The sequence below is a fragment of the Thiomonas sp. X19 genome (assembly GCF_900089495.1).
Classification (GTDB): domain Bacteria; phylum Pseudomonadota; class Gammaproteobacteria; order Burkholderiales; family Burkholderiaceae_C; genus Thiomonas_A.
The window spans coordinates 1540400-1561877 of sequence record NZ_LT605203.1; the positions used below are offsets into that span (position 1 = coordinate 1540400).

Annotated in this window: 16 protein-coding genes; 3 read left to right on the forward strand and 13 right to left on the reverse strand. The window is 66.6% G+C overall.

The window, feature by feature from the left end; translation table 11 throughout:
* Positions 1–11 precede the first annotated feature (11 nt).
* The 6 genes from THIX_RS07255 to THIX_RS07280 all read right to left on the reverse strand — a co-directional run bounded on the left by THIX_RS07255 (position 12) and on the right by THIX_RS07280 (position 10327).
* Positions 12–6419, reverse strand: coding sequence for an Hpt domain-containing protein (locus tag THIX_RS07255; protein ID WP_112485694.1), 6408 nt, complete (start codon positions 6417–6419; stop codon positions 12–14).
* Between the two features lie 66 nt (positions 6420–6485).
* Positions 6486–8657: a methyl-accepting chemotaxis protein gene (locus THIX_RS07260; protein WP_112485695.1), complete on the reverse strand. Its 2172-nt coding sequence runs from the start codon at positions 8655–8657 to the stop codon at positions 6486–6488.
* A gap of 99 nt (positions 8658–8756) precedes the next feature.
* Positions 8757–9275, reverse strand: a complete 519-nt coding sequence (locus tag THIX_RS07265; protein ID WP_112485696.1) for a chemotaxis protein CheW — start codon at positions 9273–9275, stop codon at positions 8757–8759.
* A 39-nt stretch (positions 9276–9314) separates the two neighbouring features.
* A complete protein-coding gene (locus THIX_RS07270) occupies positions 9315–9680 on the reverse strand; it encodes a PleD family two-component system response regulator (protein ID WP_112485697.1) in 366 nt (121 codons plus the stop codon).
* Positions 9677–10087 carry a PleD family two-component system response regulator gene (locus tag THIX_RS07275; protein ID WP_112485698.1) on the reverse strand — a complete coding sequence of 137 codons (411 nt, stop codon included), beginning with the start codon at positions 10085–10087 and terminating at the stop codon, positions 9677–9679. The genes THIX_RS07270 and THIX_RS07275 overlap by 4 nt, the downstream gene beginning before the upstream one ends.
* A gap of 87 nt (positions 10088–10174) precedes the next feature.
* Positions 10175–10327, reverse strand: coding sequence for a rubredoxin (locus tag THIX_RS07280; RefSeq protein ID WP_112488233.1), 153 nt, complete (start codon positions 10325–10327; stop codon positions 10175–10177).
* A 154-nt stretch (positions 10328–10481) separates the two neighbouring features.
* Between THIX_RS07280 and THIX_RS07285 the strand changes: the two genes are divergently transcribed.
* Positions 10482–11348, forward strand: a complete 867-nt coding sequence (locus THIX_RS07285; RefSeq protein ID WP_233224443.1) for a bifunctional hydroxymethylpyrimidine kinase/phosphomethylpyrimidine kinase — start codon at positions 10482–10484, stop codon at positions 11346–11348.
* 67 nt (positions 11349–11415) lie between these two features.
* Positions 11416–12702: a glutamate-1-semialdehyde 2,1-aminomutase gene (hemL, locus tag THIX_RS07290; protein WP_112485699.1), complete on the forward strand. Its 1287-nt coding sequence runs from the start codon at positions 11416–11418 to the stop codon at positions 12700–12702.
* Between the two features lie 17 nt (positions 12703–12719).
* On the opposite strand, the gene mtgA is transcribed toward hemL, so the two are convergent.
* From mtgA to THIX_RS07320, 6 genes are all read right to left on the reverse strand, one after another.
* Positions 12720–13496: a monofunctional biosynthetic peptidoglycan transglycosylase gene (gene mtgA, locus THIX_RS07295; protein WP_112485700.1), complete on the reverse strand. Its 777-nt coding sequence runs from the start codon at positions 13494–13496 to the stop codon at positions 12720–12722.
* Between the two features lie 49 nt (positions 13497–13545).
* On the reverse strand, positions 13546–14469 hold the full coding sequence (gene aroE / locus THIX_RS07300; RefSeq protein ID WP_233224444.1) for a shikimate dehydrogenase: 924 nt from the start codon (positions 14467–14469) through the stop codon (positions 13546–13548).
* Positions 14466–15353, reverse strand: a complete 888-nt coding sequence (locus THIX_RS07305; RefSeq protein WP_112488236.1) for an energy transducer TonB — start codon at positions 15351–15353, stop codon at positions 14466–14468. Before THIX_RS07305 ends, aroE begins: the two co-directional genes overlap by 4 nt.
* A 70-nt stretch (positions 15354–15423) precedes the next feature.
* On the reverse strand, positions 15424–17514 hold the full coding sequence (locus THIX_RS07310) for a ribonuclease catalytic domain-containing protein (protein ID WP_112488237.1): 2091 nt from the start codon (positions 17512–17514) through the stop codon (positions 15424–15426).
* Between the two features lie 72 nt (positions 17515–17586).
* Positions 17587–18225, reverse strand: coding sequence for a YqiA/YcfP family alpha/beta fold hydrolase (locus THIX_RS07315; RefSeq protein WP_112485701.1), 639 nt, complete (start codon positions 18223–18225; stop codon positions 17587–17589).
* A 201-nt stretch (positions 18226–18426) separates the two neighbouring features.
* The gene (locus THIX_RS07320) at positions 18427–18933 is read right to left on the reverse strand and encodes a CBS domain-containing protein (RefSeq protein WP_112485702.1); all 507 of its coding nucleotides are present in this window, start codon (positions 18931–18933) and stop codon (positions 18427–18429) included.
* A gap of 384 nt (positions 18934–19317) precedes the next feature.
* Here THIX_RS07320 and THIX_RS07325 point away from each other — a divergent pair, with 384 nt between their 5' ends.
* Entirely contained in the window at positions 19318–20136 is an 819-nt protein-coding gene (locus tag THIX_RS07325; protein ID WP_112485703.1) for an alpha/beta fold hydrolase, read from the forward strand.
* A 96-nt stretch (positions 20137–20232) separates the two neighbouring features.
* Here the strand turns inward: THIX_RS07325 and THIX_RS07330 are convergent, their stop codons facing one another.
* Positions 20233–21450: an MFS transporter gene (locus tag THIX_RS07330; protein ID WP_112485704.1), complete on the reverse strand. Its 1218-nt coding sequence runs from the start codon at positions 21448–21450 to the stop codon at positions 20233–20235.
* Between the last annotated feature and the right edge of the window lie 28 nt (positions 21451–21478).

Below are 21478 nucleotides of genomic sequence, written 5' to 3' on the forward strand. Positions count from 1 at the left end.
CTGCTCCAGCGTCAGTGCAGCAGGGTCTGGGCCATGTAGCGCCGAATCAAGCCCAGGAGTTCGTCTTCCGAATAGGGCTTGCCGAGGTAGTGGTTCACGCCCAGTTCCTGCGCGTAGTTGCGATGCTTGTCGGCAATGCGCGAGGTGATCATGATGACCGGCAGGTGGCGGGTGCGTTCGTCGGCGCGAATGTTGCGCGTGAGGTCGAAGCCGTCCATGCGCGGCATTTCGATGTCGGTGAGCACCACGTCGGGCAACGCGCCCTGCAACTGCTCCAGCGCGTCCAACCCGTCTTTGGCCAGCACCACGGTGTAGCCGTTGCGGCTGAGGAAACGCTGGGTGACGCGGCGCACGGTGATGGAGTCGTCCACCACCAGCACGGTGTTGCCGGCAGCGTGCGCCGGCACGGCAGGAGCGGCGGTCCCGGCAAGAACAGGCGTGGAGGACGATGGCGACGGCGCCGTGGGTGCAGGCGCTGCTGCGGTTTGCGCGCTCGCGGCCTGTGCCATCAGGCCCACAGCTTGTTCGCCATAAACCGCGGCCAGCGCAACGGGGTTGTAGATCAGCACCAGATTGCCGTTGGGCAACACGGAAATGCCGGCCACGCCGGACACGCGTGAGAGCTGCGGCCCCAGGTTCTTGACCACCACTTCCTGGTTACCCAGCACTTCATCGACTTGCAGCGCCAGGCGCTGCGCCGCACTGCGAATGAGCACGATCGGAATGGTGCGGCCGGGGGCTTCGGTGCTCGCACCCGAGTCGGCCGTGAGGGCGCCGAGCCAGAAGAAGGGCAGATCCTGGCCGGCATGCAGCAGTTGCTGGCGTGCGGCCGCGGCTGCCACATCGGCCGGTTTCAGACGCAGCACCAGGTCCACGAGACTGGCGGGAGCGGCAAACACTTTGGTGCCGGCGCGCAGCAGCACAACCTGGGTGACGGCCGTGGTCAGCGGTAGCACCAAGGTGAAGGTGCTGCCCAGCTTGGGCTTGGATTCAAGCTCGACACGGCCACCGAGGGCGCGCGTGTCGGTGCGCACCACGTCCAGCCCGACACCACGCCCGGCGATCTCCGAAGTTTGTTCCATGCTGGAAAAACCGGGGCGGAAAATGAGTTCGCGCAGGTGGGCTTCGTCGGCAGTCTCGTCGCTGCCGAGCAGGCCGGTGGCGCGGGCCTTGCGCTCGATCGCGGCATAGTCAAGCCCGGCGCCGTCGTCGGCGATGGACACCACGACTTCGCTGCCTTCCTGGCGCAGCTTGAGCGTGATGGTGCCGGCAGCCGGCTTGCCCGCAGCTTCGCGCTTTGCGGCGCTCTCCAGCCCGTGGGCCACGGCATTGCGCAGGATGTGCTCGAAGGTGCCGGCCATGCGGTCGAGCACGCCACGGTCGATTTCGATATTGCCGCCGAGGATGTCCAGGCGCACGGGTTTGCCGGCGTCCTTGCCGGCCTGGCGCACGGTGCGGTACAGCCGCTCGGAAATGCTGTCGAACTCGACCATGCGGGTGCGCAGCAGGTCGCGTTGCAACTCGCGTGTGAGCCGTGCCTGGCGGGCCAGGTTGTCGTCGGTGGATTGCAGCGTGCGGCTCAGGGTGGTCTGCACCAGCGCCAGGTCGTTCACCGACTCGGCCATCATGCGGGTGAGTTCCTGGAAGCGGGTGAAACGGTCGAACTCGAGCGGGTCGAAGTCGCGGCCATCTTCGCGTGCGGATTGCGCGCGCGCCGCCATTTGCGCGTCGGCCTGCAACTCGATGTCGCGCACCTGGGTGCGCAGGCGTTCGAGGTTGTCGCCGAGGTCGCGGGTGCTGGAACGGATCAGGCCGAACTCGTTGTCCAGGCGGGAGCGGGCAATGCTGACCTCGCCCACCTGGTTCACCAAGCGGTCGAGCAGGGCGGCACGCACGCGCACCGGCTGCGCGGCGACCCGGCCGGCGCTGGGTGCGGCCTGCGTCATCGCCAGAGGCTGGGGTGCTGCCTTGCCTTCTGGCGCATTGGATGTGGATGCTGCGGCCACCTTCGCCGCCGGCGGCGAGGTTTGGGCAGCGGCCGCTGCAGACGTGGCGTGCAGAGCCGCAGTGGCCTGCTCCACGGCTTCATCCTGCAAGCCCTGCTCGATGTGAATCTCGCCCAGTTCGGCTTCGCCGCGGCTGCTGGCTTCACGCAGGCGCTCGAAGCGGGTGTTCATCGCATCTTGTCGCGCGATGAGTTCGATCAGATCGGACTCGATCAGCGCCTCGGTGTCCAGACTCAGCAGAGCTTCGATGTCGGACTCCAGGCTGTGCGCCTGGTCGCCGAGCGCCATGGCTCCAGCCATGCGCGCGCTGCCCTTGAAGGTGTGCAGCAGGCGCATGGCCTGCTTCGGCGCGGCGAGGTCGCGCGGGTTGTTTTCCCATTGCCGCAGCGCAGCTGAAAGCCCAGGCAGCAACTCGGAAGCCTCATCCTCGAAGATGGGGAAAAGCTCGGGGTCGATGCTGTCGCGCTGGGTGGGGTCGGCGGCGGCCGTCATCGTACTTTCAGAGGGCGCCATGGGCGCAACTGCGCTGCCCAGCTCTTCCAGGGCCTCGGCAAGCTCGCTTGCCGCAATGGGTGCCACGTCCCCAGCGTGCTTCGTCACCGCCACATTCGCTTCCACATCGGCATGCGCGGTGCTGTCACCGTCATCAGCGCCATCGCCGCTTTGCGCCGTGCCGGCTTCGTGCGCGTCAGCCTTGGGTTGGGCGCCGAGATGCTGCATACGGTGCACCAGCGCTTGCAGTGCCTCGACCATATCTTGCTGGGCTGGGCGCAGGAAACCTGCAGCGAACTGGTGCAGCAGGCGGCGTATTTCTTCGGTGGCTTGAACCAGCAGTTCGACGTCCGCCGATCCAAATGCGGCAGGGTGGCCGTGCTGCAAGCGCAGCGCCTCTTCCATCTGCTCGGCCAACTGCCCCACGCTTTGCAGGCCCACGGTACGGGAACTGCCGCGCAGTTGATGGGCCAGGGCGGTGACGTCTTCAGTCACGAGGCTGGATGGCTGCAATGACCAGGCGGCGATGTCGGCGCCGAGTCGGCGCACCAGTTCGTCGGCCTCGTTCAAGTAGATGTTGTAGAGCGGGATGGGGATGCGCAGATCGCCGACGACCTTGATGTTCTCGTCCGGAGTCGGCTGGGTGGGGCGATGGACGTCGAGCGTGTAGACCTGCGCCAGCGGTGCGTCAGGCGCATGGGGGACATGCGGCGGCGACGTGGGCTGCGCAACATGGGCAGCGGTTTGTGCCGCGTCGTGTTGTTCCGCATTTGCGGCGCTGGGCGTGTCTGCGGCCTCGCCGGCAGCGTCGGGCCGATGGACGAAGGTCGATGCTTGCGGCGTGAGAAGATCGGTCGGCGCGGTCGAAGGTTGTGAATCGAAGCCGGGCGCGCCGGGGAACAGACGGTCGAAGGCCAGCGCATCAAGTTCCTGCATTTCAACCGTGGCAGAGGCTTCGCTTGCTGGCGTAGCGCTTGCATGCTCATGGCCGGCGGCGGGCTCCGCCGGCTTCACCGCCGGGGCCTCGGCAGCCGTGGGAGTGAAGTCGAGATCCAGGAGCGCGGCGTCAGGCAGGTGCAGATCGAGCGCCGGCAAGTCCAGGGGTTGCAGCTGCAGCGCAATGTCTACGGCTTGCTGCTCCGGCTGTTCAGGCGCGGTCCACGGCGTCAGCTCGAAGTTTGCCGATGCGTCGGTGAAACCATTCGCCTCAGCGACGGGCATCGGCATGTGGGTCGCAGCCTGATCCTCGCCAGCATCATCCTCTTCAACAACTGGAGGTAAGCCTGTGGACCAAGTATCGACAAAGTCGGGATCGGGAATCTCGACCTCGGGCATTCGTGCTTGTGCTTCAACCGGACTTGCGGCGCTGGCCATTGCCGTTGCCGCTGTCAGCGGCGCCGCAACCGCGGCGCCTTCCGCGGGCAGCCCGCGCAGACGGCGTGCTGCGGCGCAGATGGCGGTGCTCGAATGCTGCGCAGCCGTGCCCGTGCGCAGGGCGCGCGTCCAGGCGTCCAGCTCGGTCAAGGTGTGCTGCGCGAGTTCGAGCGCGGGTGTTGTGATGGGCAGTTGCTCCGCCAGCACCTGGTTGAAGACCTGTTCCAGCGCCCAGGCGGCTTCGCCGAAATCGGTGAGCCCGACCATGCGCGAGCTGCCCTTGAGTGTGTGGAAAGCGCGGCGCACCGCAGTGAGCGTGCCGTCGTCGGAAGGGTTGGTGGAGAGCTGGGCCACGCCAATCCGGCCTGCGGCGATGACTTCGTCAGCCTCCTCGAGAAAGATGTCGAGCAGGTCGTCGTCACCATCTGCGCCACCAGGCTCTGTGGGGGCGTCGAAGCTTGGTGCGGCCGGCGCGTCGGGCGCCGCAGTGGCGGGTGTGACCGGTGTGGCCGTTGCAACGGGTGTGGCGGCATCTGCTGCCTGCGTCCACGGGGCGCGCAGCAGTTCGGCCGCGGCCGAGACATCTTGCCCCGAGCCGAGCAGTTCGCGTGCCTGCGCCAGCTTGGCTGACAGGGTGCTTTCTTGTGCCAGCGCAGCCTCCATGCGCAGACGCTCGAACTGGCCGGCAGCTTGCGCGGGGTCGAGCCCGTGGTCGAGCGCGTCGGCGAGTTGCGTCGCCTGGTGCTGCAAGTCCTGGTGCGTACTGGGCGGTGCGGTGTGCGGAGCGCTGGGAACGATGGCGCGCAATTCGCCGCTCTGCGCATCGAAACTGAACAGGGATTTCGCCAGCTCGGGCTGGTACACCAGCATGTCGACAAGAAAACCCAGGGTGCCGATGTTCCCGGCGAGGCGATCGAACACGCCTCGGGGTTCGCGGGCCTGGTGCTCGTCCGGGGGACTGAGCATGAGGTCTTCAACCGTCTGGCGAATATGCCCCAGCGCCTGGGCCGCAACGTCCATGCCGAGCACGGACAGCACACCCCGCATTTGCGCCAGCAGCTTGGGCACGGGCGCGAGCTCCGACTGGGTGGCCGGATCGCGGAAATAGGCGTCAAGCAGGCGCTCGACGGTGCTCATGTCGTGGCGCAGCTCCTGCACCACCGTCCCCATCGTCTGGCTCTCGGACGACTTGCGGTAGAGCTCTTCCATCCATGGTGCGAAAGTGCCGGCGGCCACGCCTTCGGCGCTGCGGTCGAGTCGGCGAGCGAGTTCGCTGGCGCGCTGCAGGAATTCAGCATCGTCAGCCTGGAAATGGCCGAACGAGGCTTCCAGGAACAGCAGGGCGGTCGCCACCTCGATCACGCGCTCGGGAGTCAGCAGGTCGCGGCGCTCGGAGACGGCGCGCACCATGTGCTCGATGGTGGCGGTCAGGGACTCGGCGCCGGGGGCGATCTCGCGCAGCGCCTGTCCCAGCAACTGGGTGCCTTCCACCAACTTGCCGAGGCGGGTGAAATCTTCGTTGCTGAGCTGCGACCAACCCTCCTTGACCAGCCCGATACGCTTGCGCACTTGCTGGATGAGTGACGGATCGACCAGGCCGAAGTAGGTGCGCTGGTAGTCCACGACCCCCGCAACGGGGAGACGCATGCGGGCCTGGATGGCGCTCAATGTTTCAACTTGCACGCCTTGCGCACGCGCCTTTGCCAGGGCCTGGCTGCAGAAAAAGAGCAGCTCATGGGCGAGGCGCCTGGATGGCTGCTGCTGCCCGGCCATGAGGCCCTTGAGCTGCAGATTGAGCCGGTTGCACAAGCGCTTGGCGTACACGTCCACAGGCAGTAGGTCCAGGGCCAGAGCTTCAAGAAAGCCCTCGGCCAACCACCACAGGGCCTGCTCATGCCCGCTTGCGCTTGCCGCGGCGCGCCGCGCCACGGATTGCAGCGCGCGCGCCGTCTGAGGCAGATCACGCTGGCGCAGCAGGTCGAGCAGGGCACGCTCGTAGTTGGTGCGGTCGTTGGGCTGCAGCATCGGGCTTGCCGCCGTGACATCAGGCAGATCGGGCCAGGTCCAGTCGATGTCCCAAAGATCGGCCGGATGGGCGGTCTCGCCACCCGCCAGTTCCATCAGGGCGCGGTATTGCTTGAACAACTTCAGCGCCGGTTCCCGCTTGCCGCCGCGCTGGGTTTCAAGGTAATCGAGGAGGGCGTACAGGCCGGATTCGAGCGTGGCCTGGACCGAGGTGTCGAAATCGGCCGGTTGTTCGATGAAACGGGTGAGCACCCGCTCCGCCGCCTGGGCCAGGCGCGCCGCCGAAAAATAGCCGAGCAGGTCGATGGCCCCCGCGGCTTGGTGCACCTGATGGCGCGCCTGCAGCAGATGACCCGCTGCGGGCTGGGCGTCGTCGCTCTGGGCCAAGCTGCGCAGTTGCAGTTGCTTGCGCACCGCAGCTTGCGCGGCGAGCAGGTTCTCGCGCACTTGCTCGATGACCCAGGCCAGGGGCCCCGGGTCCGGCTGCGGGGAGGGAAGCGGTGTCGAGACAGCGAGGTTCATGCCTTGGGGCGCGCAGGAAGAGGAGATCGTTGGACGGGCTGGAGTTGGCAGGCAGGATGCGGCGGATCAGGCGATCTTGAAGCGTGACACGGATTCGCGCAGCGCCTCGGCCACGCGTGCCAGTTCGCCGACCAGGTCGGCGGTGGAGCGCGTGCCCTGGCTGGTCTGCTCGGTCACGGCGAAGATGTGCTGGATGTTGCCGGCCACCTTGTTGGCCGACTGCGCTTCGGTCAGGGTCTGCTCGGAAATGCGCTGAATCAGCTCGGCAAGCTGGCGCGACACGCGGTCGATCTCGGACAACGCCGTGCCGGCGTTGTCCGAGAGCTTGGCGCCTTCCACCACGCCTTGCGTGCTCTTTTCCATGGCGGCCACGGCGTCTTGCGTATCGGTCTGAATCGCGCGCACCAGCGCCGAGATCTGCTTGGCGGCTTCGGCCGAGCGCTCGGCCAGGCGCTGCACTTCCTCGGCCACGACCGAGAAGCCACGGCCGGCATCGCCCGCGGAAGCAGCCTGAATGGCGGCGTTCAGCGCCAGCACGTTGGTCTGTTCGGTCAGGTCGGAAATCAGCTCGGTGATTTCGCCGATTTCCTGTGACGACTCGCCCAGGCGCTTGATGCGCTTGGAGGTGTCCTGGATCTGGGTGCGGATGGCGTTCATGCCGTCGATGGAATTGCGCACCGCCTGCAGGCCCTGTTCGGCAGCGGTGAGTGACTGGCGCGCCACGTCGGATGACCGTTGCGCCTGCGCCGAGACGGCATTGATGCGCTCGGCCATATCCAGCACCGACTGGCCGGTTTCACGAATTTCCACCAGTTGCTGCTCGGAGGTCTTGAGCAGGTTGCCCGACGTGGTTTGCGCCCGTGATGAGGCGTAGCTCACCTGGTCGGCGGTGGATTGCACTTGCGACACCAGATTGCGCAACTCCTCCACGGTGTAGTTCACCGAGTCGGCAATGGCGCCGGTGATGTCCTCGGTCACGGTTGCCTGTTGGGTCAGGTCGCCTTCAGCCACGTTCTGCAGTTCGTTCATCAATCGCAAAATGGCCGACTGGTTGGCCTCGTTGGTGCGGCGGGCATCGAGCTCCTGGCGTTCGGCCAACTGGCGCTGCATCTCGGACTGGTTCGCGCGTTGACGCGTTTCCTGCACATACAGCTTGGCCAAACCAGCCAGCGCCAGCAGCGCCAGCACCCCCATCGCAATCAGGAATAACAGGGCCTGTGTGCTCACGCCGGCATGCGACGCGTATTCACTCTGCAAGGTTTGCAGCTTGGCCAGCAGCGGCACCGAGTCTTTCACCACCGAGGCTTGAGCAATGCGCGCGCTGCTCAAGCCCTGCAGATTGGACAGAATGCTGGTGGTGAGCTGGCGGGTCTCGCCGAAACGCTTCACCAGGTTTTGCAACTGGGCGCGCAGTTGCGGGGTTTTGGCGGCGGTCAGCTGCAGATTGGGGTCGCCATCGAGCAGGCCTTTGGACAAGTCGTTGAAGGTGTTCAGATCCTTGCCGAGGGCGAAAACAGCCTCGGGGCTGACGCCTTCGAAGGACAGAAATTCATTGGCTGATTTGCCGATGCGCTGGGTCAGCATATTGAGCTGGCTGGCCGCGGCGATATTGGGCGCCGGCGCGTTTTCCTGCAGCATCAGCGACGAGATGGTTTCGGTCGTTTCAAGCAGGCTGTCGGACTGCCGGTTCACGGCGCGCAAGGACTTGTTCGTTTGTGTCAGCACCGGTTCAAGCTTGACCACGGACAGCGCGTTCTTCACCATGCCGTCGACCAAGGGTTGAATCGCGGCCAGATCTGAACTGGCAGCTGGATTGCCACCGCCAAGCGCTTGGAAGTCGGTGCTCAAAGCATTGGCACCAGTCTTGAGTTCACCGAATGAGCTCTCCGAGCCCAGCAAGGATGCACTGATGGATTTGGCGACAAGCTGCGACTGCATCATGGCGTCGCCCGTGGTATCCAACAACTTGGCCGAACTGGAGGCAACGCGCAAAGTCACGGCCAAGCCCAGGCCGACGAGGATCACGGCGACGATGAGCAGCAGGACCAGCACGCGTTGCTGCTGGGGCAAGGGCAGGTGGCCGATCACGGGAAGTGCGTTTTGCGTCTCCTGATGTGGACGCTGTTCTTGCATGTCCTGATCCATCTGGACGGTTGACGATATGGAGACGCTGGATTCGGCGATGGCCGTGGGGGCCTCGACGGGGTTTTTGGAACCGAACAGGGGAAACAGGGCCATGGGAACTCCGGCGTTACGTCTAGTGTGAAATGTGAGCGGGGAAGGCAGTCGGGCAGTCAGTGGCGGTCAGTGCATGGGCGCGATGCAGAGCACCTCGCACTAGACCACGGCAAGAAATCGGGGGTCATCCGCCAGCAAGGCCAGGTTCAGCTCGCGCCAGGTCAGCCCCGAGGCGTCGAGCAGTCCCGGGCCGAGCCAGGGCTCCGTGGCGGCGGGGGAGTGCTCGTCCATGACAAATTGTCCGGGGGTGCGCAAGCCGGCAAGTTGATCGACCAGGAGCACGGCGTTGATTTCGAGCTGGGGTGTGAACTGGATGTAGCGGCTTTGGGCATTGCTGCGCGGGCTGCTGGCGAGGCGCGCACCGAGAAAAGCCGCGAGGTCGACCACGCCGCACAACACGCCACGCAAGTTGACCAGGCCGGCGAACCAGGCTTGAGCATGCGGCAAAAGCATGGGGGGCTCATAAGCCGAGATTTCGCCCGCTTGCGACAAGGGCAACAAGATGCGCTGCTGGCCAGCGACCACAGCCAGCCAGCGCGACTCGCTCTGCGTCAACTGCGCGGCCTGCAGGCGCGATGCAAGCTGGCTCTGGAATTCGATCAGACTGCTGCGTGCCATGTCTTGGACTGAGGGGCAAGGGCGTGTGGTGGGCGCGGCTCAGGACAGCGCCATGATCTTGCTCAACAGATCATGCGGGTCCACGGGCTTGGTGACGAAGTCGCGCGCGCCCTGGCGCATGGCCCAGAGTTTGTCGGTCTCCTGGTTCTTGCTGGTGCAGATGATGACCGGAACCTCGCTGAACGCCGGGTTGCGGGTGATTTGGCGCGTGAGCTGAAAGCCGTTCTGGCCCGGCATCACCACGTCCATCAGAATCAGATCGGGCTTGTCGGCGGCCAGCGCGCTCATCGCCTGCTCGCCGTTTTCGGCGGTGCTCACGGTGTAACCGTTCTTGCTCAGCAAATCGGATAGAAAATAAAGCTCAGTGCGGGAGTCGTCGACGACCAGAATTTTTTGGATGCTCATGGGTGTGCGGCGTTGGCGCCTGAGGGAGTGTTGCGATATTGATCGACCGCCTGGAGCAGTTGGTCTTTGGTGAAGGGTTTGGTGAGATAGGCCTCTGCGCCCACCATTTTGCCGCGAGCCTTGTCGAACACACCGTCCTTGGACGAAAGCATGATCACCGGGATGCCTGCATAGCGCGGGCTACGCTTGATGATGGCCACGGTCTGGTAACCGTCAAGGCGCGGCATCAGGATGTCGCAAAAGATCATGTCGGGCAGGGTGTCGTTGACTTTCGACAAGGCGTCGAATCCGTCTTCCGACAACAGCACCTGGTAGCCAGCCTGTTTGAGGAAAATTTCCGCGCTGCGGCGGATGGTGTTGCTGTCATCGACCACCAACACCTTGAATGAACCATTGGCCGTGCTCAAGCAGGGTCTCCAGAGAATATGCGGTGATGTGAATGCACAGAAAACCGCACGCAGGGGTCAAGACGTGCAGCTGCTTGAAGTTTGAAGCTAGATCTGCACCATTTCGAAGTCATCCTTGCGCGCCCCGCATTCCGGACAAGTCCAGTTCATCGGGATGTCTGCCCAGCGTGTGCCAGCGGCCAGGCCACTTTCTGCATGGCCTTCTTCTTCGCTATAAATAAAGCCGCAGATCAAGCACATCCAGGTTTTGTAGTCAGGTTGTGTCACAGCGTATCGCCCTCTGGCATAAGATTCAATCATTCTATGAAGAGGTTGTGCAGGGCTGTGGCGTCTTGCATACCAAGCGCGGCTGTGGGTTTGGCCGCCCCCGTTTGCTTCATCACCCGAACCCATCATGCCCAATCCGACCGAAGCTCCCGAATCTCCACCAGCCGTGATGGCCTTCAACGCCGCCGACCCCAGCGGTGCCGCAGGGCTGGCGGCGGACCAGGCGGTTTGCGCTGCCGTGGGTTGCCACGCTCTGCCGGTCACCACGTCCATCTGGGTGCGCGACACGGCCGAGATTTTCGACATCGTCGAGATCGAGGCCGACGCCGTGATCGAGCAGGCACGCGCCGTGCTGGAAGACGTGGAGTTGGCCTCCTGGAAAGTGGGCTTCCTCGGCAGTGTCGAGGTGGTCAGCGCCGTGGCCGAACTCCTGGCCGATTACTCCCAGGTGCCGCTGGTCACCTATGTCGGCAATCTGCAGGTGTTCGACGAAAGCCAGGCCGAGGAATACATCAAGGCCATGCAGGAACTGGTGCTGCCGCAGACCCGCGTGTTGTGCGGCAACATCACGGCCCTCACCCAGTTCCTGTTCCCCGACGTCGAGCGCGAAGAGCCGCCCACGCCCGAGGCGCTGATGCATCAGGCGCAGGGCATGGGGGTGCAATACCTGCTGGTGACGGGCATTCTGGTACCCGAAAACCATGTGGAGAACGTGCTGCTGAGCCCGCGTCGCCAGTTGCTGCGCGAGCGCTTCGAGATGTTCGATGCGGGTTTCTCCGGTGCCGGCGACACGCTTTCGGCCGCCGTGGCGGCGTTGCTGGGCACGGGCGCCAAGCTCGATCAGGCGGTGCATGAGGGGCTGGAGTTCCTCGACCAGAGCCTGGATTTCGCCTACCGCCCGGGCATGGGCCATCTCGTTCCCGACCGTTTTTTCTGGGCTCAGACCAGCCCCGCGGCCGACGACGATTCCATCTCTCCGGTGGGTCTGCAGTAAGCCTCCTGCCTCGTCCTTTCTCTCCCAATCAGCCGCCCGCCCCGGGCGGCGTTTTCTTGCAGTCGCCATGTCCAGCAACGCCCAACTTTTCGACCGCGCCCAGCGCACCATTCCCGGCGGGGTGAACTCCCCGGTGCGCGCCTTCCGTCAGGTGGGCGGCGTGCCGCGCTTCATCGACCGCGCCGAAGGCCCGTACATGATCGACGCCGAGGGCACGCGCTTCATCGACTACATCGGCTCCTGGGGGCCGATGATCGCCGGCCACGCCCATCCCGAAGTCATCGAGGCGGTGCAGCGCGCCGCCACGCGCTCGCTGAGCTTCGGTGCACCGACGGCCGACGAAATCGACATGGCCGAAGCCATTTGCAGGCTCATGCCGGCCGTGGAAATGGTGCGCCTGGTGTCCAGCGGCACCGAGGCCGGGATGAGCGCCATCCGCCTGGCGCGGGGCTTCACCGGGCGCGACGCCATCGTCAAGTTCGAGGGCTGCTACCACGGCCACGCCGACAGCCTGCTGGTGAAAGCCGGCTCTGGCCTGCTCACGTTCGGCAACCCGAGTTCCGGCGGCGTACCGGCCGATCTGGCCAAGCACACCCTGGTGCTGGAGTTCAACAACATCGCGCAGATCGAGGCCTTGTTCGCAGCGCGCGGGCATGAGATTTCCTGCGTCATGGTCGAGCCCATTGCCGGGAATATGAACTTCATCCGTGGCTCGAAAGCGTGGCATCAGCGCCTGCGCGAACTCTGCACCGAGCATGGCGCGCTGCTGGTGTGGGACGAGGTGATGACCGGCTTTCGCGTCGCTTTGGGCGGAGCGCAGCAGGTCTACGGCATCAAGCCCGATCTGGTGGTGATGGGCAAGGTGATTGGCGGCGGCATGCCGCTGGCGGCTTTCGGTGGCCGCGCCGATGTGATGCACAAGCTTTCGCCGCTGGGCAACGTCTACCAGGCTGGCACGCTGTCGGGCAACCCGGTGGCCGTGGCCGCCGGCATGGCGCAGTTGCGCATCATCCAGCGTCCCGGCTTTTACGACCGTCTGGCTGCCACCACCCGGCAACTGATGCAGGGGCTGGACGCCGCGGCGGCGCGCCACGGCATCACCTTCCGCACCGACAGTGAAGGCGGCATGTTCGGCTTCTATTTCGCCGACACCTTGCCGCGCAACTACCCGGACGTTGCCGGCGCCGATGTCGAAACCTTCAAGCGCTTTTTCCACGCCATGCTCGACCGCGGGGTCTATCTCGCTCCCAGCATGTACGAGGCCGGCTTTGTTTCCGCCGCGCATGGGCCGGACGTCATTGCCGCCACGCTGGACGCCGCCGACGCCGCCTTTGCGCAACTTGCCAAAACCTGAGTGCCGCTGCCCGCGCTTCAGCGCGGAATCTGCACCTGGTAGGCGCGCGCGGCGATCACCCCGGTGCGGCCGTTGATGTAGGGACCGTACAAGTGGTTCTGGAAAAAGCGCGGCGCCGGCAGCATCACCGCCAGGCGCGCGGCCTGCGAAGGCGACAGCCGCGCCGCCGACACATGGAAATAATGCTGCGCGGCCGCTTCGGCACCGTAAATGCCCTCGCCCCACTCCACGCTGTTGAGGTAGATCTCCAGGATGCGGCGCTTGCCCAGAATGCCTTCGAGCATGTAGGCGATGACCAGCTCCTGCGCCTTGCGCACATAGCTGCGCTGCGGTGAGAGGAACAGGTTCTTCGCCAGTTGCTGGGTGATGGTCGAACCGCCGATGATGCGGTGCAGGCGCTCGTCGCGGCGGCTGTGGTTTTTCTGCCAGGCTTGCTGAATGGCCGTCCAGTCGACGCCGTCGTTGGTCAAGAATGTGGCGTCTTCCGAGGCCACGGCCGAGCGCTTGAGCCAGGGGCTGATGCGGTCGTAGGGTACCCAGTCGTGCAGCCAAGGCGCGTCGAGCCAACGCTGGGCCGCGCTCAGCCTGTCTTGGCGCCCAGCCGGCTGGGGCGACGCCCCTGGGTCGCCCTTGAGAATGCGCAACTGCGCGGCGCGCATGAAGGCCGTGCTCGACGGCGGGATCACCGTCCACAGCGCAATGCGCAACGCGAAATAGCCCTGCAGAACGACGATGGCCCAGAAACACAGCCACAGGATGGGGCGCAAGCTGGAGCGTTTGGATGGCTCGGCCATGGCAGGACAGGTGCGTGTTTGCGAGAAGTTGGGGATGCAAAGGGGGCGGTCAGTCCGAACGCCCGCGCAACTCGGCCTGCAGCGTGGCCAGAACCGGTGCGGTGTCGGGGCGCACGCCGTGCCAGAGCCAGAAGCTCTCCGCCGCCTGTTCCACCAGCATGCTCAGGCCGTCTTGCGCATCGGCACCGGCCTTGCGGGCCTGGGCGATGAAGGCGGTGGCTTGCGCGGCGTACATCAGGTCGTAGGCCAACATGCCGGGGCGCAGCACGCCGGGCGGCAGTTCCAGCGTGGCGCCGCCCAGGCTGGACGCGGTGGCGTTGATGACGAGATCGAACCCCGGCGCGGGCTCGGTCACGGCCGCGAGCGCCACGCCATGTTCGCGGGCGACGCCGGCATGGCGCGCGACCAGAAGGTGGGCTTTGTCGGCGCTGCGGTTCCACACGGCAATGGCTTGCGCGCCGGCCTCGATCAGCGCGCCCAGGACGCCGCTGGCGGCGCCGCCCGAGCCCAGCAGCAACATCGTTCTGCCCGCGAGCGGATGGGCTTCAGCACTGGCCGCCTGCCGACTTCCGGGCGCGCGCATCAAGATGCGTGTCAGATCCCGCACCAGGCCGATGCCGTCGGTGTTGTCGCCCCAGAGTTCGCCGTCATCGCCCCAGCCCAGGGTGTTGGCGGCCTCGGCCAGGGCCGCGCGTGGCGACAGGCGGCGGGCAGCGCGCGCGGCCTCGAACTTGAACGGTACGGTGACGTTGCAGCCGTGCCCGCTCTCGGCACGAAAGGCCTGCAGCCCGTGCGCGAAGCCGTCCAGCGCGACCAGGCGCTTTTCATAGCGCAAGGACAGCCCGCATTGCGCCGCGAACAGCGCATGGATGCGTGGCGACTTGCTGTGTTCCACCGGGTTGCCGAGCACGGCGTAGAGGTCGGGCAGGTGCGTGGCGATGGGCATGGGTGTGCGCGGGGTCGGGCTGCTCATGGCGCGGGGCTGCCGTCTTGCCCCGGCTGCGCCTGCATGTGGGTTTCCAGGCCGCCTTCACGGGTGAAGTCGAAGCCGGCGACGATGACGAGCTGATCGGCATCGCGTCGCATGGCGGCGTTGAAGCGGCCATAGGGCTGGGCTGCGTTGACGATGGCCCGCGCCATGCGGTCGAGCTGTGGGTTGCCCGAGCCGCGCACCACCTCGCTCTTGACCAGCCGTCCCGAGGCATCCACGGTGATGGCCATGATGAGCTTGCCGTAGAGCTTGCTGCCGTCGCGTTGCGGAAAATCGATCGTCCCCAGATGCTCGATTTTCTGCCGCATGTGGTCGTAGTACAGCGCATACGGCACGCTGCGGGTGTTGGGGCCGACGAAGCGGCGGCGCGGCTTGGCGTTTTGCTGGTCGATGTGGCGCTCGATGGCGCCGAGCAGGTCCAGCAGGCGTTTGCGCTGATCTTCCAGCGCCTGCGCAGCCGCCGGCTTGGTCTGCTGCGCGGCCACGCGCTGCAACTGCACCATCTGGCTCTTCACCTGGGTGATGAGTTCACGCTGCTTCTGCTCGTCCTGCGCCAGGGAGCGGCTCTGGTTTTGCAGCGCGTTGCCATCGGCCATGGTGGCCGTTGCCGGCAGCGGCGTGGTGGCCAGACCTTTGGCCGCGTCACCCCCGCCGGCGAGGTTGACCTGGGCCAGCGCCTGCGGTTTTTCGGGGGCTTCGGCGGACGACTGGTTGACCAGCACCACCGACAGCGGCGTGTCCTGGAACATGCGGTTGAAGGTCTCGGGCGCGCCCACCTTCAGCGCCAGCAGCGCCGCGTGCGCCGCCACCGAAATGAGCAGCGCCCACTGCAGTTTGCTGAGATGAATGGCGCGGAGCGAGGACATGCGCAAGGGGCTGGCGGGGAAGGGCGGGTGACGCTGGCCGCGGGGCAGATCGGTGAGGTGGCCGGCTGGATCAGGCAGCGGCGGAGGCGGCGCCGGCCGCGGCGCCGGCCGCACCCGCATCCTTTGCCGCCTCCGGGGCCCCCGCAGCATCGTTGACGGCGGCGTCGGCGCCCGGCTCGGCTGCGACCTCGGTTTCAACCTCGGCTTCGTCCACGGCCAGATGCAGGCCCGTGGCCAGGGGGGCGGCGTCTTCTTCCTCGGCTGGCTCATCCGCTGGAGCCGCATCGCCAGCCGCAGCCGACACGTCGCGCAGCACCTCGACCACCTTGCACGGCTGCTCCAGCGTGATGAGGTCGGGCTGGCCGAACTGCACGCGCACGCGGGTGCCGCGCGGCTGGTCCTGCGCCCCCAGCGCCTGCAGCACCAGCGGCAGGCCGTCCACCCGCACCAGCCCGTCGCGCAGCACGGCGGCTTCGCGCTCGGCAATGCCTTCCTGCTGCAAATAGCGCAGGGTCCAGTAGCGCTCCATGCCGTTCTGGAAATCGGCGTAAGCCTTGTAGGCGTCTTCGAACGCGCCGACGATGGCGAACAACTGCGCGTCCTTCGGCTTGTAGGGCACGGCCAGCAGGGCGGTGCGGCCATGGCGCGCGGCGGCGATGATCTGGCCCTGGTTCACCAGGTCGGTGTAGCGCCGCAGCGGCGAGGTGCACCAGGCGTATTGCGCCACGCCCAGGCCCTGGTGCGGCGCCGGCTTGGTGCCCATGCGGGTGCGCAGGTTGGCGCCCATGCCGCTCTGGCTGCGGTAGATGCCGGGCAGGCCCAGCTCGGCCAGCCAGCCGCCCCAGGTGGCGTTGGCCAGAATCATGAGTTCGGCGACGATGAGGTCGAGCGGCGCGCCGCGGCGCCGCGGCACGATGTCCACCCGCGCCGCGTCTTCGCCCTGCTCCAGGCCGGTGACGCGGAAGCCGTAGTCCACCCCGCCCGGGCGCTCGGGCCGGCCACGCACCGCTTCGCGCCCCGTCTTGAGCTTGTTCGCGATGCGCCACAGCAGCGCCAGCTCCGTGGCGAAGGCAAAGCCGGGTGCGGCGCCGACGCCATTCAGCGCAGCTTCCGTGACTTCGGCGTCCAGCAGATCGTGGCGCAGATTGGCGGCAATGGGCACGCGCTCCACCCGCGTCTCGTGGCTCTGCATGGCGAGGTTCGCGTCCAGCGTGACATACAGGCTCACGGCAGGGCGGCTGCTGCCTTCGGCCAGGGTGAAGCTCTGCACCAGCGCGTCGGGCAGCATGGTGATTTTGTCGCCGGGCATGTAGACGGTGGACATGCGCGCGCGTGCCGCCTGGTCCCAGGCGCTGTCGCGCGCCAGCGCCAGCGCCGGCGCGGCGATGTGGATGCCGAGCACCACGCCGCCGTCCACGAGCGACTGTACCGACAGCGCGTCGTCGATCTCGGTCGTCGCCGAATCGTCGATGGAAAACGCCTGCACCTCAGCCAGCGGCAAATCCCCGGCGTCGGCCGCCGGCAGCGGCAGGTCGGCGAAGCCGGTGCCCTTGGGGAAATGCTCCAGCAAAAAGCGCTGCATGTGGAAATGCCAGGGCGATGCAATGGCACCCGCCGCGCGCAGCAAATGCAGCGCGCCATGGCCGCTCTGCTTCACCGCCAGCGCCAGGGTCTTGTATTCCACGCTGTTCTTGTCGGGCTTGAACAGCAGGGCGTAGAGCTTGGCGGCAATGGCTTCGGGGCAGTGGCCGTCCACCAGGGCTTGCGCATCGGCCTCGATCTGCCGTTGCTGCGCCTCCTTGCGAGCCATGCCGGCCAGCGCCGCCTGCACCGTCTCCTGGCTGGCCTTGCGGAACAGCCCTTTGCCACGGCGCTGGAAGTAGTGCGGCGCGCCATGCAGGCGCAGCAGCACGGCGGCCTGCTGTTGCGGCGTGGGCTTGCCGCCGTAGTAATCGGCCGCCACCACGCCGAAGCCGAATTCGTCTTCCGGCGCGAACTCCCACAACAAGTCGAGCTCGATGCCGTCCTGCTGCGCCTGCGCCCAGGCCAGCAGCTCATCCGGCGCGGGCGCGTCGAACGGCAGCAGCGCCTGCTGGGCCTTGATCTTCTGGCGTTTGCCGCTGGCCAGTTCCACCTGCATCGAGGTGTCGGCCTGGCTCATGATGCGGCCGGTGGCGAGCTTGCCGGCGTCTTCGAAAAGGATGTAGGTCACGTGGGTTGGAATGGGTGAGGGTCACGCCGCGTCGGCATGAATGCCGAGAAAATCCAGCACGGCGTCGAGATGATGCGTGGCGTAATCCGTGAGCGCGTGGCCGCCGTGCGGCACGATGCGCAAATGGCCGCCGGCGTAGCGCGCGGCCATTTCGCGCCAGTCGAGCACTTCGTCGTCCTGCGCGATCACGGCAAGGTAGCGCGAGGCCTCGGGCACGGCGCTGGCAAGGTCGCCAACTTCCAGCGCATGGAGTTCGTGGACATGCTCTGCCGTGAAATGAAACGCTGATTGCGGGTCGTGCCAGGCCGTGAGTTCGCCGATTTGCGAGCGCAAATCACGCGCCGGGTTCACCGCAGGGTTCAACAGCGCGGCGCGGGCTTGCAGGCGGTGCGCCAGATACGTGGCGTAGAAGCCGCCCAGCGAACTGCCCACCAGCACCAGGCGCCCCGACGCGACACCTCGCACCAACGCCAGCACCTTGGCCATGGCTTGCGCCGGGGAGGGCGGCAGTTGCGGGCACAGCCATTGCACCGGCTCCAGCCCAAGCGCGCGGCGCTCGTTTTGGATGGCCTGCAGGCGCGCGCCGGTGACAAGCGCCTTGGCCGACTGGGGCGAGGAGCGAAAGCCGTGCAGATACAGCAGATGGGAGGGTGCGGGCATGCGGGAGTGTTCGCGCGGGTGTGCCAGCGCAAAACCCGCAATGCTAGCGGCTGGAAACCAGGGTTGCGGGGCTGGGTGTCGGCCCGGAGGGCGGGCACCGTTGATGTGCCCTGGACCTTCTTGAGGAAGCTGACGGTCGGCCGTCGTTTCCTCAACTCCCTTGGGGGAAGGGCGCCCTTTGGGGCGCCCTGGGGGCTTGGATCAAATGCTGCGCGAAAGCGGCTGGATGGTTGCCGATGTGGGCGGCGTCCCTGCCGATGGGCTCGGGGTCTGTGCGTCGTCCTGTGGCCAGTCACGGATATAGGCCTTGAGCATGCGGTTCTCGAAGTCCTGTTCCTGCACCACGGCGCGAGCCACATCATGGAAGGAAATCACCCCGAGCAGGGTGGTGCCCTCCATCACCGGCATGTAGCGGGTGTGACTCTCCAGCATCAGGCGGCGCAACTCGTCCAGGCTGGTGAGCGGGGTGCAATGCACCGGCTCGCCCAGCATCACGTCGGCCACCTGGGCTTCGCCCGGCCGCGCGCCGGCCAGCGCGGCAATGACTTCGCGGAAGGTGAGCATGCCCGCCAGATGGCCAGCCCGCATCACCACCAGCGAGCCCACATCATGCTGCGTCATGGTGCGGGCCGCTTCGAGCAAGGGCGTATCCGGCGCCACCGTGAACAGCGCACCGCCCTTGACCCTCAAAATATCGCTAACTTGCATGGCTGTCTCCTCGTCGCTGCATCTGCCCGATGGCTATGCAACCAATATAGTCCAGCCAACGGCAGGCTTCCATGGGGAACAACGTTGATGTGCCTTAGCGGCACCTTGTCGTGCTCGGTGCCCAACCGCGTCAACCAGCCCTCATGCATGGGTGCAGGCCTGATTTCTTGCATGCGGCCTTGCCACGAGGGCATTTTGTCGATAGTGCAACATAATTCACATCGCATGCTTTTCTTCCCAGAAGCATTGCTAAAGCTCCGTGAGTGAGCGGTGTGAACGGCGTCAATCGGGGCGAGGTCGATCATTCGGAGTCCCGCCTTATGCCCTGCTGCGCGCTATCTTTCAGGCCTTGTTCCAGCCGCTTGGACACTCAGGAGTTCTCCCATGCAATGCCTAGTTGATGGCAACGCCGTTCATGTCGAATACACCGAGCCGACGGTCATCGCGGGCGCTGCGGCGCCCATCGCCGTCGTGCTCTTGCATGGAGCGGCGAACGATCACCGTGCATGGTTGCCGGTTGCGCCGGGGCTGGTGCGGGCGGGGTATGCGGTGTATGCGCCCGACCTTCCCGCGCATGGCGGCAGCGGCGGGCCGCTTTGCACGGACGTGGCGCAAATGGCCGCTTGGGTGCTGAAGTTGTTGGACGCCTGCGGTCTGGAGCGCTGTGCACTGGCGGGGCACAGCATGGGTTCGCTGGTGGCGCTGCATGCGGCGGGGCTGGCGCCGCAGCGCATCGGCCATCTCGCGCTGGTGGGCACGGCATGGCCGATGCGGGTGGCGCCGGCTTTGCTGGATTTGGCGCAGAACCAGCCCGATGTCGCTTTGCGCAATATGGCTATGTGGTCGCACAAGCAGCAGGACGGCCAGCCGCTGCAGCCCGAACTGGTGCAGCAAACCCTGGCGTTGATGCAGTCGGTGCAGGCTGGCTGCGCCCAGGGCAATGTGCTGGCCACCGATCTGGCCGCCTGCAACGCCTATGCCGACGCGCCGGACATGGCGCCGCGGGTGCGCGCGCCGGTGGCCTTCATCCTTGGCGAACACGACCGCATGACGCCGCCGAAAGCCACGCAGCGCCTGCGTGAAGTCTTGCCGCAGGCCCGGGTGACGATCTTGGACGCCGGTCACGCACTGATGAGCGAAGCGCCGGCCGCCGTGGTGCAGGCCTTGGCCGCGTTGCTCGCGCAGGCTGCGGAGCAGCGCTGATTCACGGTGGGGGTTGCGCGAGAGGGCAGGTCACAACCCACCCGGCTCGCGTCGTTCCCCCCCCCCGCACCCCTCCCGCACCCAAGCCGCAAACCTTCAGCCTGCCGCCGCCTTGCCCGGATTCCATCCCACATGCAGCACCAGGGCCAGGGCCGAGAACGCGGCGCCGGTGAGCACCACGGCGGGCCAGCCGCCCAGCGCCCAGGCGTGGCTGGCGGCGAAGGTGCCGGCGGCGCCGCCGATGAAGTATTGCGTCATGTACACCGCGTTGATGCGGCTGCGCGAGGCGGCGTCGAGCGCGTAGATGCGGGTCTGGTTGGCGATTTGCGCGCCTTGCACCCCGGCGTCCAGCACCACCACGCCCAGCACCAGCCAGATCAGGCCGTGGCCGCCGAAGGCGAACAGCGCCCAGGCCGCGAGCACGCACACCAGCGCCACCAGCAGCACGCGGCGCGGACCGCCAGGGTGGTCGGAATGGCGGCCTGAAACCGGGGCGACCAAGGCACCGGTCAGCCCCAGAATGCCGAACAGGCCGGCCGCCGCAGGCCCAAGACCATATGCCGGGCTGCCCAGCAGCGGCGTGAGCCCCACCCAGAACACACTGAAGGCGCCGAAGAACAGGCCGCCGGTGACGCCGGCCGCGCGCAGCTCGGCATGCTTGCGGAACTGGCCGAGGGTGGACGCCACCAGATGGCCATAGCTTTGCGCCGAGGCGTCGTTCGCCGGCAGGCGCGGCAGGGTGCGCCACAGCATGACGAGCGATGCGGCGTTGAGCAGAGCCGCCAGCGCGAAGACGGCACGCCAGCCAAGGGCCTGGCCCACCAGCCCGCCCAGCACCCGGCCACCGAGGATGCCCACCAGCAGGCCGCTCATCACCAGGCCCACGGCGCGGCCGCGCTGCTGCGGCGGCGCCAGGTGGGCCACCAGCGGCACGATTTGCTGCGCGACGGACGCCATCAGCCCCACGCCGAGGCTGGCCGCTGCCAGCAGCGCGATATTGGGCGCTGCCGAGGCCAGCAGCAGCATGAACACCAGCGCCGCCCCCATGCCGAGAATGACGCGGTGGCGAGGGTAGCGGTCGCCCAGCGGCCCCAGCCCGATGAGCCCGCAGGCGAAGCCCACCTGCGTGGCGGTGGGAATGGCGGCAATGCCGGCCACCGTGGTGCGGAAGGACAGCGCCAGTTGCTCCAGCAGCGGTTGCACGTAATAGATATTGGCCACGGCCACGCCGCAGGCCAGGGCCATGAGGGGCAGGAACAGGCGGGGCAATTCCGGGCTATGGGGCGTGGCTTGGGCGAGGGATGGAGACGACATGGATCTTGGGGCAGCGACAGGCAGGTGC